Annotated in this window: 13 protein-coding genes; 10 read left to right on the forward strand and 3 right to left on the reverse strand. The window is 71.3% G+C overall.

Going from position 1 to position 12,552, the window contains the following annotated elements; all coding sequences use genetic code 11:
- Positions 1–26: 26 nt before the first annotated feature.
- The gene (locus tag ACFY0F_RS32435) at positions 27–1,403 is read right to left on the reverse strand and encodes a serine hydrolase domain-containing protein (RefSeq protein ID WP_388802332.1); all 1,377 of its coding nucleotides are present in this window, start codon (positions 1,401–1,403) and stop codon (positions 27–29) included.
- 104 nt (positions 1,404–1,507) lie between these two features.
- Here ACFY0F_RS32435 and ACFY0F_RS32440 point away from each other — a divergent pair, with 104 nt between their 5' ends.
- Entirely contained in the window at positions 1,508–2,200 is a 693-nt protein-coding gene (locus tag ACFY0F_RS32440; protein ID WP_388802335.1) for a TetR/AcrR family transcriptional regulator, read from the forward strand.
- A 57-nt stretch (positions 2,201–2,257) separates the two neighbouring features.
- Here ACFY0F_RS32440 and ACFY0F_RS32445 read toward each other — a convergent pair whose 3' ends face one another.
- Positions 2,258–2,650, reverse strand: coding sequence for a VOC family protein (locus tag ACFY0F_RS32445; protein ID WP_388802337.1), 393 nt, complete (start codon positions 2,648–2,650; stop codon positions 2,258–2,260).
- 130 nt (positions 2,651–2,780) lie between these two features.
- Between ACFY0F_RS32445 and ACFY0F_RS32450 the strand changes: the two genes are divergently transcribed.
- From ACFY0F_RS32450 to ACFY0F_RS32460, 3 genes are all read left to right on the forward strand, one after another.
- Positions 2,781–3,677, forward strand: coding sequence for a LysR family transcriptional regulator (locus ACFY0F_RS32450; RefSeq protein ID WP_388802339.1), 897 nt, complete (start codon positions 2,781–2,783; stop codon positions 3,675–3,677).
- Positions 3,678–3,816: 139 nt separating this feature from the next.
- Positions 3,817–5,430, forward strand: coding sequence for a penicillin-binding transpeptidase domain-containing protein (locus ACFY0F_RS32455; protein WP_388802342.1), 1,614 nt, complete (start codon positions 3,817–3,819; stop codon positions 5,428–5,430).
- Positions 5,431–5,535: 105 nt separating this feature from the next.
- Complete coding sequence (locus tag ACFY0F_RS32460) at positions 5,536–7,203, forward strand: penicillin-binding transpeptidase domain-containing protein (protein WP_388802345.1); 1,668 nt, start codon at positions 5,536–5,538, stop codon at positions 7,201–7,203.
- Between the two features lie 36 nt (positions 7,204–7,239).
- On the opposite strand, the gene ACFY0F_RS32465 is transcribed toward ACFY0F_RS32460, so the two are convergent.
- Complete coding sequence (locus ACFY0F_RS32465; protein WP_388802348.1) at positions 7,240–7,569, reverse strand: SsgA family sporulation/cell division regulator; 330 nt, start codon at positions 7,567–7,569, stop codon at positions 7,240–7,242.
- Positions 7,570–7,710: 141 nt separating this feature from the next.
- Between ACFY0F_RS32465 and ACFY0F_RS32470 the strand changes: the two genes are divergently transcribed.
- The 6 genes from ACFY0F_RS32470 to ACFY0F_RS32495 all read left to right on the forward strand — a co-directional run bounded on the left by ACFY0F_RS32470 (position 7,711) and on the right by ACFY0F_RS32495 (position 12,547).
- The gene (locus ACFY0F_RS32470) at positions 7,711–8,748 is read left to right on the forward strand and encodes an energy-coupling factor ABC transporter permease (protein ID WP_388802351.1); all 1,038 of its coding nucleotides are present in this window, start codon (positions 7,711–7,713) and stop codon (positions 8,746–8,748) included.
- Position 8,749: 1 nt separating this feature from the next.
- Positions 8,750–9,511: a cobalt ECF transporter T component CbiQ gene (gene cbiQ / locus ACFY0F_RS32475; RefSeq protein WP_388802354.1), complete on the forward strand. Its 762-nt coding sequence runs from the start codon at positions 8,750–8,752 to the stop codon at positions 9,509–9,511.
- Positions 9,499–10,275 (forward strand): energy-coupling factor ABC transporter ATP-binding protein, encoded by a 777-nt coding sequence (locus ACFY0F_RS32480; protein ID WP_388802357.1) that lies wholly within the window; start codon positions 9,499–9,501, stop codon positions 10,273–10,275. Before cbiQ ends, ACFY0F_RS32480 begins: the two co-directional genes overlap by 13 nt.
- Positions 10,272–10,730 carry a MarR family winged helix-turn-helix transcriptional regulator gene (locus ACFY0F_RS32485; RefSeq protein ID WP_388802360.1) on the forward strand — a complete coding sequence of 153 codons (459 nt, stop codon included), beginning with the start codon at positions 10,272–10,274 and terminating at the stop codon, positions 10,728–10,730. Before ACFY0F_RS32480 ends, ACFY0F_RS32485 begins: the two co-directional genes overlap by 4 nt.
- 106 nt (positions 10,731–10,836) lie before the next feature.
- Positions 10,837–11,283, forward strand: a complete 447-nt coding sequence (locus ACFY0F_RS32490) for an organic hydroperoxide resistance protein (protein WP_388802363.1) — start codon at positions 10,837–10,839, stop codon at positions 11,281–11,283.
- 76 nt (positions 11,284–11,359) lie between these two features.
- Positions 11,360–12,547, forward strand: a complete 1,188-nt coding sequence (locus ACFY0F_RS32495; protein ID WP_388802367.1) for a serine hydrolase domain-containing protein — start codon at positions 11,360–11,362, stop codon at positions 12,545–12,547.
- Positions 12,548–12,552 lie beyond the last annotated feature (5 nt).

The following is a 12,552-nucleotide window of genomic DNA, read 5'->3' on the forward strand; positions in this document are numbered from 1 at the left end:
GCTGGACCGCCCCTTGCGGTGCCGGGTCAGGATGCTCCCGCGACCCGGGTGAAGAGCCGGCCGGCGAGGTCGACGCCGGTGATCGCGCCGGCGGCGTCGCGGGAGAAGTAGCCGCGCTGCCCCTTGAGGCCGCCTTCCGTGACGATGTACTCGTCGCCGTCGCCGGGAAGGATGCCGATGCCCGCGGCCGGGTAGTCCGGGGGCATTTCCTCGTCCGACGCCGCGCGGATCTCCGGCTTGATCCCGACGGCCAGGGTGAGACGGGTGCCGTCGGTGTCGATGTCGAGGTTCATGGCGTCGATCTCGTAGCGGCCGGCGAACTGCTCGGCCCGCCCCTCGTCGTACGGGAGCGGCTCCACCGTCTTCTCGACGATGCCGAGGTAGTGCTCGAGTGCCCAGCGCACGACGGACTGGTTGAAGGGGTAGCCGTCCGGGCCGACGTTGGCCAGGGAGACCACCGCGAAGTTGCGCTCGGGCACGATGAGCAGCTCGGCGAACTGGCCGTTGCCCGAGCCGCCGTGACCGATGCCCTGAACGCCGTCCAGGTCGTGCAGGAACCAGCAGATGCCGAAGCCGTCGCCGAGTGTGCTGGCGCGCAGCCCGACCGTCTGCTCCCGCATGCGGTGCAGCTCCGCGGCCGGCAGCACGCCCTCGCCGTCGCCGAGCTGGAACCGTGCCCAGCGCAGCAGGTCGCTCACCGAGGAGGCCAGGCCGCCGCCGGGGTTGTCGCCACGCGCGCCCTCTCGGAATGCCGCCCAGGGCCGGGCGGGGCGCGGTTCGCCGTCGTCGTCGCGGTTGTGGCCCACGGCGAACTTGCGGAGCATCACCTCCGTCAGCCCGTACACCGTGTCCTCGAGGCCCACCGGTTCCAGGAGGAGCGAGGCCATGGCCTGCTCGAAGGGCAGGCCCGTGACCTTCTCGACGATCCGCCCGGCCAGGTTGTATCCGGCCTGGCTGTAGGAGGCGCGGGTCCCGGGCGGTGCGATCAGCGGTAACTGGGGCAGTTTCGCCACGAGTCCGGTCAGGGAGCGGTCGCCCTCACCGTCGTCGATCAGGTTCCAGTCCAGGCCCGCGGTGTGGTTGAGCAGATTGAGGACGGTGATCCGCGCCGCGGCCTGCTCGTCGGCGAGTTCCAGCTCGGGCACATAGCTCCGCACCGGCGCGTGCAGGTCGACCTTCCCCTCGGCGACCAGGCGCATCAGCGCGGTCGCCGTGAAGGTCTTGGACACCGACGCCAGATGGAACAGCGTCTTCTCGTCGACCGGCAGCGGGTTGCTCAGGCTCGTCACGCCGTGCGAGGCGTAGAGCTCCTGGCCGTCCAGGAGCACTCCGACGGCTACGCCGGGGACGCCGAGCTCCACGGCCTGTGTCTTGACGAACTCCGACAGCTTGTCCTGCGACATGGGTTCTCCCTCAGCACTTGAACTAAGTACGAGAAGGAGCGTAGGACACCTCTCGAACTAAGTGCAAGAGCGGACCAGAACTAAGTTCAAGTAAGGTGTGGGCCATGCCACGAGACAACCTGACCGCGGACCGGATCGTCCGCGCGGCCATCGAGCTGCTCGACGAAGAGGGACTGGACGGGCTCAACATGCGGAGCCTGGCGAAGCGGCTCGGCTCGGCCGCAACGGCCGTCTACTGGCACATCAAGACCAAGGACGAGCTGGTCCGACTCGCCGGCGACGCGATCTGGCACGAGGTCGAACCGCCCGATCTCGACGCCACCGACTGGCGCACGGCCGCCACCGCCCACGCCACCGGTGTGCACGCGATGCTCACCCGGCACCCCTGGCTCGTCCAGGCGTTCGGCAGCAACTTCCTGTACGGGACCGGCCAGGCCCGGCACAACGACCTGAGCCTCGCCATCTACGAGAAGGCGGGCTTCAGCGCGGCCCGCGCGGACCAGGCGGCCGCCACCGTGCTGACCTTCGTGCTCGGCAGCGCCCTCGGCCCCGCCGCACAGGTCTCGCTGAACCGCCGGCTGGGCAGGAACGGCGCGGACGCCGAGCAGCAGATGGCCGACGCCATGGCACGCGCCACCGAGACGGCCATGCAGTTCCCTCGCCTGCGTGAACGCCTCGGCACCACGGCCGCCACGGAGTACGCCGCGGCGCCCGACGACACCTTCGCGTTCGGCCTCCAGTCCCTCCTGGACGGTTTCGAGGCCCGCCTCACCGCCGACCGCGCAGGCCGGCGCTAGGGGGTGTCTTGTGGATCAGGCCGGCCTGGACCGACGGTGACCCCTCGGGGACGACACTCAGCCGGCGGCCTGCGGATACCAGCGCAGTTCCACCGTGTTGCCGTCCGGGTCCTGCACGTAGAGGGAGAGGGCGGTGCCGCGGGCGCCGAAGCGTTCGCCGGGGCCGTCCAGGACCGTGAAGACGCCGGAGTCGACGACCTGCTGCCAGTCGAGCGGCTCGACCACCAGGCAGATGTGGTCGACGTTGGAGCCCTGCGGCCGGTCGGCGGGCGCCTCGACGAGGTCGATGATCGTGGTGGGGCTCACCCGCACGGACGGGAAGGGCGCCTTGCCGGCCCGCCACTCCTCCACCCGCACCGGTTCCAGGCCCAGGGGGCCGGTGTAGAAGGCGAGCGACCGCTCGATGTCGGCGACGTTCAGGACGAGGTGGTCGAAGGCGATCACACGCATGGGGGCCTCCCGCGGGGTCGGGGCACCGGGGTGCCGGTGCCGGTTGCCGGTGGTTCGAGCATCGCCGAGCAGGTATCCATGGGTCCAACGCATGTTTGTCATCCGATCCATCGCGTTTCACGATGGATGGATGGACCTCCAGCAGATGCGTTACGTCCTCGCGGTGGCGGAGACCGCCAGCTTCACCCGCGCCGCCGAGCGGTGCCACATCGTCCAGTCCGCGCTCAGCCACCAGGTGGCCCGGCTGGAGAAGGAGCTGGGCGCCCGGCTGTTCGACCGGACCAGTCGCCGGGTGCGGCTGACCGCCGCCGGGGAGGCGTTCCTGCCGGCGGCCCGTCAGGCCCTGGACGCGGCCGAGCGGGCCCGGGCGGAGGTGGCGGCGGCCACCGGCGAGATACGGGGGACGCTGACCGTCGGATCGATCCCCACCGTGACGGCCGTCGATCTCCCGGCGGTGCTCCGGGACTACCGTCTGCGCTGTCCCGAGGTGCGGATCAGTCTCCGGGCGGGCTCCAGCGAGCGGTTCGTCGAGCAGGTGCGGGACGGCAGCCTGGACGTGGCCTTCCTCGGCGTACCGCCCGGGTTCCGGCCGCAGGGCGTCCGTGACCGGGAACTCGGCCACGGGCAGCACGTCGCGGTGGTCGCCCCCGAGCACCCGCTGGCCGCGGAGGACGAGGTGGACCTCCGCCTCCTCGCCGACGAGGTGTTCGTGGACTTCGCCGAGGGCAGTGCCGCCCGCGCCCAGTCCGACCAGGCGTTCACGGCGGCCGGCCTGCGGCGCGAGGTCGCCTTCGAGGTGTCCGGCGTCGAGCTCATGGTCCGTATGGTCCGTCATGGACTGGGCATCGCCCTGCTGCCCGCGGCGTTCACCGCCGAACTGCACGGACTGCGGTGCGTGCCGATCACCAACGGGCCGGTACGGGTGGAGCACCTCGTCTGGAGCCGGTTCACCCCGTCACCCGCGGCGTCCGCCTTCCTCTCCCTGCTGGACGACGGTGCGCACATACGACCGGACAACCGCCCCTGACGCCGCATCCGGGCACATCCCTGATCTCCGTTCGGACACCGTTCCGGAAACTCCGGAAACTTCCCTCACAGCAATCTGACATGTCACCTACAGTGCGAGGACGGTAACGGGGGGCGGGGAACGGGGGAGGAGAGCGCGTATGCGCAAGGGGGTCAAGGTCGCCGTCGTGGGCGGGGTGTTCGCCGTCCTGGTGGGCGGGGCCGGGTACGGGGCGTACAACATCCTGTCCGCTCTGCACGACGACGGCGGAACGGAGACCGTGCGGACGGGGCCGCCGTCCGGTGCCGAGGTGAAGGAGACCGCCGGGAAGTTCTTCGCGGCCTGGGAGAAGGGGCGGGCGGCGACCGCGGCCTCGTACACGAACTACCCGCAGGACGCCGCGTCGTTGCTGACGGCGTACGGGCAGGAGGCGCACATCACGAAGGTGCGCGTCACCCCCGGCGCCGCGAGCGGGGACACCGTGCCCTTCACGGTGCAGGCGACGGTGACGTACAAGGGGGCGTCCAAGCCCTTGGAGTACAGGAGCCGGCTGACGGTGGTGCGCGGCGAGACCACGCACCGGGCGCTGGTCGACTGGCAGCCGTCCGTCGTGTACCCGCGGCTGCGCAAGGGCGACACACTCGTCACCGGCGACACGGCGAAGGCGCCGATCGAGGCCGTGGACCGCGACGGGAAGGTACTGACGAAGGAGAAGTACCCGTCCCTCGGGCCGGTCCTGGACGAACTGCGCCGCCGGTACGGCGACAAGGCGGGCGGCACCCCCGGCGTCGAGCTGGTGATCCGACACGCGGACCAGGACACCGCGGACACCACCCTCCTCACCCTCGCCAAGGGCAGGGCGGGCAGGCTCCCGACGACGCTCAGCGCGAGCGTCCAGGCGGCGGCCGAGACGGCCGTGGCCAAGTACACCGAGTCGTCGGTGGTGGCCCTCAAACCCAGCACCGGAGAGGTGCTCGCGGTCGCCAACCACCGCAGCGACGGCTTCAACGCCGCGTTCCTCGGTGAGCTGGCCCCCGGCTCCACGATGAAGATCCTCAGCGCGGCCACCCTCATCGACATGGGCAAGGCCACGGCGAACGGCCCGGCGCCCTGCCCGCCGTCCGCCATGTCGCTGGGCCAGACCTTCCACAACCTCAAGGGCCTGGCGCCCGACGACCACGCGACCCTCTCCGAGAGCTTCGCCCGCTCCTGCAACACGGCGTTCGTGAAGTTCGCGGACGAGGTGAAGGCGAACTCCCTCCAGACGGAGGCGGAGGAACGGTTCGGGCTCGGCCGGGACAACTGGAAGGTCGGCGTCCCGTCCTTCGACGGCAGCGTCCCCGCCTCCGACGGCCCGGACAAGGCCGCGGGCCTGATCGGGCAGGGCCAGGTCCAGATGAGCCCGCTGAACATGGCGTCCGTCACAGCGACCGCGATGACGGGCACCTTCCGGCAGCCGGTCGTCGTCTCCCCGAAAATGGACGGTCGTGAGATCGCCACCGCCCGGGGGCTGTCCGCCGCCACGGTCGCCCAGCTCCGCTGGATGATGAACCGCACCGCCACCAGCGGCACCGCGGCCGGCGTGATGGCGGGCCTCGGCCCGGACTTCGGCGCCAAGACCGGCTCGGCGGAGGTCGACGGGCAGGCGAAGTCCAACAGCTGGTTCACCGGTTACCGCGACGACATCGCCGCCGCCGCGATGGCCCAGGACGGCGGCCACGGCATCGACGCGGCCGGCCCGATTGTCGCAACCGTGCTACGGAGTGGTGGCTGACATCACCTGTGCACATCGGGACTCTAGGGTGGTTGTTGTCGTTGGGGATTGTGAGGGTTACGAGGGCGACGGGGGCCCTGGGGATACGCGGAGGATTCGGAAGCTGTGGGCAATAGAAGACGCGTCGCCGAGCGACGGAAGACCTCGCCGGCGATGCTCGGGGGGATGATCGCCGTGGTCGTCGGCGGCGCCGGGCTCGGTGTCTACGCGCTGTACGACGGGGGTGCGGCGGCCGAGGACGGCAAGCACGGCTCCTCCGCCCACAAGACGGTGAAGACCGGCCCGCTGTCCGCGACCGAGGTGCGCACCACCGCCGAGCGCTTCCTCACCGCCTGGCAGCAGGGCAAGGTCACGCGGGCCGCGGCCGCCACCGACAAGTCCTCGGCAGCCGCCTCGCTGCTGACCGGCTACACCAAGGACGCCCACCTCAAGGACGTCACCGTCACCGTCGGCGCCCGCACCGGCGCCAAGGTGCCCTTCCGCGTGAAGTGCACGGTGTCGTACAAGGGCATGAGCAGGCCGCTGGCCTACGACAGCACGCTCACCGTCGTACGACGGGCGAGCGACGGCAAGCCGCTGGTCGACTGGCACGCCTCCGTCGTCCACCCCGACCTCGAGGACGGCGACAGGCTGGTCACCGGGGAGTCCGGCACTCCGCCCGTGAAGGCCCTCGACCGCGACGGCGGGGAGGTGACGGCCGCCAGGTTCCCGTCGCTGGGCACCGTTCTGGACGGGCTGCGCGAGAAGTTCGGCAAGGTCGCGGGCGGCAAGGCGGGCGTGGAGCTGCGCGTGGTGCGCGGCAAGGCGTCGGCGAAGGCGAAGCTGTCCGACAAGACACTCCTCGAACTGAGCAAGGGCACACCGGGCACGGTGAAGACCACGCTCGACCCGGCCTTCCAGGCCGCCGCCGAGAAGCAGGTGAGCAAGCGGGCGCGGGCGTCGGTGGTGGTCATGCGTCCCTCGACGGGCGAGATCCTGGCGGTGGCCAACACCGACCACGGCTTCAACGCGGCCTTCCAGGGCTCCCTCGCGCCGGGTTCCACGATGAAGATCGTGACGTCGACGATGCTGTTCGAGAAGGACCTCGTCCACCCCGACGATTCGCATCCCTGCCCCAAGACGTACAAGCTCGCCGGCTGGACGTTCCACAACGACGACGACTCCGAGATCAAGAAGGGCACGTTCAAGCTGGCCTTCGGGGCCTCCTGCAACAACGCCTTCATCAACTTCGCGCCGAAGCTGTCGAACAGCGACCTGACGAAGGAGGCCCAGCAGGTCTACGGCCTCGGCATGAACAACTGGGCCATCGGCGTCCCGACCTTCGACGGCTCGGTCCCGGTGCAGAGCGGTGCGCAGATGGGCGCGTCGCTGATCGGACAGGGCGGGGTGCGGATGAACCCGCTGAACATGGCGTCGGTGTCGTCGACGGTGGAGACGGGTGTCTTCCACCAGCCGTACCTCGTCTCTCCGACCGTGGACCAGCGCACGGTGGCGAAGGCCTCCCGCACGATGTCGTCGAAGACGCAGGCCGAGCTGAAGGAGGTCATGCAGTACACGGCCACCTACGGCACGGCGGCCAAGGCGATGGCGGGCCTCGGCCCGAACTACGGCGCCAAGACCGGCTCGGCGGAGGTCGACGGCCAGAAGAAGCCCAACGGCTGGTTCACCGCGTACCGCGGTGATCTCGCGGCGGCCGGTGTCGTCCAGGCGGGCGGCCACGGCGGCGACACGGCGGGACCGATCGTGGCGGCGCTGCTGAAGATGGGCGGCTGACCGGGCCGGGGAGCGGGGCTGGACCGGAGAGCGGGGCTATGCCGTGTAGGTCCGGCGCAGGAACCGTATGAGCGGCTTCAGGTCGAACTGGACCACGGAGACGCCCTGTTTGTCGTGGAACTCCACCACGGCCTGCACCCGGCCCAGCGGCCACACCCGTACGTCCCCGCTCTCGGCCGGAGCCGTCAGCCCCTGCTCCAGCAGCGACCGGGAGAACGTCCACTCGTGCGGCCCGGGCAGGCCGACCCGCACCGACCGCGGGTCGGCGTCGGGGTCGTAACGCAGTACCACCGGGACGGCGGGATCATCCGGATTGTCCTCGTCGGTGACTATATGGGCTCGCGCGTACTGCTCGACTACGGACATCGGACGGCCCCTTACCCTCAGCGACCTGTGTGGAAGTCGTGCGTCCACCCCCCTCCAATGTCGCATATGCCCCGATTTACGCGCACCATGCCGCCGCCTCGCTCTTGCAAGGAGTTCGCAACAAGCCTTTAAAATCAAACGGTGCATGTACCTGACGGATTCATCGACGCCCCCACCTCCGCGGTCACCGGCGTGGTCGCCGCCGGCGCCCTGGCCGTGAGCCTGCGCGGTGCCCGGCGTGAACTCGACGAACGCACGGCGCCGCTGGCCGGACTGGTGGCGGCGTTCATCTTCGCGGTGCAGATGCTGAACTTCCCCGTCGCCGCCGGTACCAGCGGCCATCTGCTCGGCGGCGCGCTGGCCGCGATACTCGTCGGCCCGTGCACCGGAGTCCTGTGCGTGTCCGTCGTCCTGCTCATGCAGGGCATCCTCTTCGCGGACGGCGGCCTCACCGCGCTCGGCGTGAACGTCACCGACATGGCGATCGTCACCACCGTGGTCTCCTACGCCGTCTTCCGCGGCCTGGTGAAGGCTTTGCCGCGCGGGCGGCGCTCGATCACCGTCGCCTCCTTCGTCGCCGCGCTGGTGTCGGTGCCGGCCGCCGCGGTCGCCTTCACCCTGATCTACGCCGTCGGCGGCACCACCGACGTGGCGATCTCCAAGGTCGCCACCGCGATGATCGGCGTCCACGTCCTCATCGGCATCGGCGAGGCGGTGATCACCTCGCTGACCGTCGGCGCGGTCGTCGCCGTACGGCCGGACCTGGTGTACGGCGCCCGCGGCCTCCAGCAGCGGCTGAAGCTGCGCGTGGACGGCGAGCTGGTCGACGCCCCCGCGACGCCGGTGCCGGCCGCGGCACGGACCTCGCGCCGCGGGCTGTGGATCACCGGCCTGGTCACCTCGCTGGTGCTCGCCGGATTCGTCAGCTTCTACGCCTCGGCCAACCCCGACGGCCTGGAGAAGGTCGCCCACGACAAGGGCATCGACAAGAAGACGGGGCGGCACGCGAGCTCCGACTCCCCGCTGGCCGGTTACGGGGTCAAGGACATCTCCGACGCCCGCCTGTCCGGCGGCCTCGCGGGGGTGATCGGCGTCGGCTTCACCGTCGTCTTCGGCAGCACGGTGTTCTGGGTGGTCGCCCGCAGGCGCCGGGCGGTCGAACCGGCCGAGGCCGCCTGAGATGGGCGCCGGGCACGCACACCGGCTGTACCGGCACGGGCACTCCCCCGTGCACGCCCTGCCGCCGCACACCAAGCTCGCCGCCGCCTTCGCCTTCGTGGTGGTCGTGGTGTCCACCCCGCGCGAGGCGATGTGGGCGTTCGCGCTGTACGCCGCCCTGCTCGCGTTCGTGGCCCGCGCCGCGCGCGTGCCCGCCGGCTTCCTGCTGAGGCGGCTGCTGATCGAGGTGCCGTTCGTGGCGTTCGCGGTGCTCATGCCGTTCGTCGCGGAGGGCGAGCGGGTCGGGGTGCTCGGGATGTCCCTGAGCGTGAACGGGCTGTGGGGCGCCTGGAACGTGCTCGCCAAGGGCACCCTCGGCGTCGCCGTGTCCGTCCTCCTCGCGGCCACCACCGAACTGCGCGAACTCCTGCTCGGCCTGCAGCGTCTGAAGCTGCCGCCGCTGCTGGTCCAGATCGCCTCCTTCATGATCCGCTACGGCGACGTCATCACCGACGAGATGCGCCGCATGCGGATCGCCCGGGAGTCCCGCGGTTTCGAGGCCCGCGGTGTGCGGCACTGGGGTGTGCTCGCGAAGTCGGCCGGCGCGCTGTTCATCCGCTCCTACGAACGCGGCGAGCGGGTCCACCTGGCCATGGTCAGCCGTGGCTACGCCGGCTCCATGCCGGTGATCGACGAGGTGACCGCGTCCCGGGCGCAGTGGTCGTACGCCCTCGCCCTCCCCTCGGCCGCCCTCGTCGTCTGTCTGCTGGGATGGGTGTTGTGACTACCGCTGCTTCGGCTCCCGCGTCCCTGGAGGTCTCCGGCCTCGCCTTCGCCTACCCCGACGGGCACCAGGCCCTGTTCGGCGTCGACTTCTCCATCGCGCGCGGTGAGCGGGTCGCGCTGCTGGGGCCGAACGGCGCGGGCAAGACCACCCTCGTACTGCACCTCAACGGCATCCTGGGCGGCGGCGCCGGAACGGTGACCGTGGCCGGGCTGCCGGTCGGCAGGAAGCACATGGCCGAGATCCGGCAGAAGGTCGGCATCGTCTTCCAGGACCCCGACGACCAGCTCTTCATGCCGACCGTGCGGGAGGACGTGGCGTTCGGGCCGGCGGCGGCCGGGATCAAGGGGGCCGTGCTCGATGAGCGGGTGCGCACCGCCCTGGAGCGGGTCGGCATGCAGGACTTCGCCGACCGGCCGCCGCACCACCTGTCCTTCGGGCAGCGCCGCCGGGTGGCGGTGGCGACCGTGCTCGCCATGCAGCCGGAGATCCTCGTCCTGGACGAGCCGTCCTCCAACCTCGACCCGGCCTCCCGCCGCGAGCTGGCCGACATCCTGCGCTCCCTGGACGTCACGGTCCTGATGGTCACGCACGACCTGCCGTACGCGCTGGAGCTGTGCCCGCGCTCGCTGATCCTCAGCGACGGCGTGATCGCCGCCGACGGCCCGACCGGCGAGCTGCTCTCCGACGACGCGCTGATGCGCGCCCACCGCCTGGAACTGCCCTTCGGCTTCGACCCCCGGTCCGTGACAATGGGCGCGTGACGCATCAGGAGGAATCCGGGCCGCCGCTCCTTGACGAGCAGCTGTGCTTCGCGCTGTACGCCGCTCAGCGCGCGGTGACGGCCGCGTACCGCCCGCTCCTCGACGAGCTCGGGCTCACCTACCCGCAGTACCTGGTGCTGCTGGTGCTGTGGGAGCGCGGCGAGACGACCGTGAAGGACCTCGCGGGCGCCCTGCGCCTCGACTACGGCACGGTGTCGCCGCTGCTGAAGCGGCTTCAGGCGGCGGGTCTGGTGCACCGGGAGCGCTCGGCGCGGGACGAGCGCTCGGTACTGGTCGCGTGCACGGGGCGCGGGGAGGAACTGCGCGAGCGGGCGGCGGGCGTACCCGGCGCCCTCCTGACGGCGACGGGGCTCGATCCAGCGGAGGTCGCGCGGTTGCGCGCGGAGTTGTGGAGGCTCGCTGAACGCGCTGCCGGCGCGCCGTCCTCCGGATGACCACGGGTTACCCATAGTTACCCCACCCGGGCGGCGACAGCGGGCCTACTGGCCAGTACCTTGTGCGCGATGTACTTGTGCGCACCTGTTCCGTGGAAGGCCGACCATGACTGACGGCACCGTTGCCGACACCCGCCCGACCAAGATCATGTACGTAGCCGAGGCCACCGCACACGGCGGCCGGGACGGCTATGTCACCAGCCAGGACGGCCATATCGACCTCAAGGTCGCGATGCCACCGCAGCTGGGCGGCGACGGTCACGGCACCAACCCCGAGCAGCTCTTCGCGGCCGGCTACAGCTCCTGCTTCCACAACGCGCTGATCCTGGTCGGCAACCGCGAGGGCTACGACCTCACCGGCTCCACGGTCGCCGCGAAGGTCGGCATCGGCCCGAACAAGACCCGCGGCTACGGCCTCGCGGTCGCCCTCAGCGTCTCCCTGCCGGTCCTCGACCCGGACATCGCCGGCAAGCTGGTGGACGCGGCCCACGAGGTGTGCCCGTACTCGAACGCCACGCGTGGCAACATCGATGTGACGATCGTCCTCGGCTGACGGAACACAGGAATCGCAGGCTCGCGGCGGATGTTGCACCCGCTGTCGAAGGCGAGCCGGAGGGAAGTGCGGGACGGTGGACGTGGCGGACGTGAACGGTGCGGTGGCCGAGGGCTTCGAGCCGGTCAGGGAGGCGTTCGCGGCGAACTTCGAGCTGCTCGGCGAACGGGGCGCGGCCCTCGCCGTGTACCGGGACGGGCACCAGGTCGTCGATTTGTGGGCCGGCAGCAGGGACGTCGAAGGTAGCGCCGGTACCGCTCCCTGGGAGCGCGGCACCGCCCAGATCGTGCGCTCCGCGACGAAGGGTGTCGCCGCCGCCGCGCTGCTGCTCCTGCACCAGCGCGGCGAGCTGGACCTGGACGCCCCGGTCGGCGAGTACTGGCCGGAGTACAAGACGGCGGGCAAGGAGCACACGCGGGTCCGGGACCTGCTCGCGCACCGGGCCGGTGTCCCCGTGCTGGACCGGCCGCTGACCCCGGAACAGGCCGCCGACCCCGACCTCGGCGCGGCGGCCGTGGCCGCCCAGGCACCGGTGTGGGAGCCGGGCACCGACCACGGCTACCACGCGCAGACGTACAGCTGGCTGACGAGTGCTCTGCTCCAGCGGGTCACCGGCCGCCCGATCGGCGAGTGGATCGCGGACGGGATCGCCGGCCCGGCCGGCGCGGAGCTGTGGCTGGGCCTGCCGCAGGCGGAGGCCGGGCGCGTGGGCCGGATCGGCCGGATCGAGGCCCCCGAGAAGTCGGGCGCGCTGAAGGTCCGCCCGAAGCGGGCGGTCACCGAGGCCTACGCCGACCCGGATTCCCTGACCCGCCGCGCCTTCGCCGCGATCACCCCGCTGCCCGACGAGAACTCCCCCGCCTACCGCGCCGCCGCCCTGCCGGCGTCCAACGGCATCGCCACCGCCGACGGCCTGGCCCGCTTCTACGCCTCGCTGATCGGCGAGGTGGACGGCGGCACGCGCCTGTTCACCCCGGAGACGGTCCGGCTGGCCCGCACCGAGCACTCCGCCGGCCCCGACCGGGTGCTCGTAGTGAACACCCGCTTCGGCCTCGGCTACATGCTCCACGGCAGCGCTTCCCCGCTGCTCGGCCCCGGCTCCTTCGGCCACCCCGGTCGCGGCGGCGCCCTCGGCTTCGCCGATCCCGAGTCGGGCATCGCCTTCGGCTACGTCACCAACGGCCTGCGCACCAGCGTGACCGCGGACCCCCGCGCGCAGGCACTGGTGCGAGCCGTACGGAAGTCCCTGCCGGACGCCCGGTGACAGTT

This window comes from Streptomyces sp. NPDC001544, from assembly GCF_042894285.1.
Taxonomy (GTDB): Bacteria; Actinomycetota; Actinomycetes; order Streptomycetales; family Streptomycetaceae; genus Streptomyces.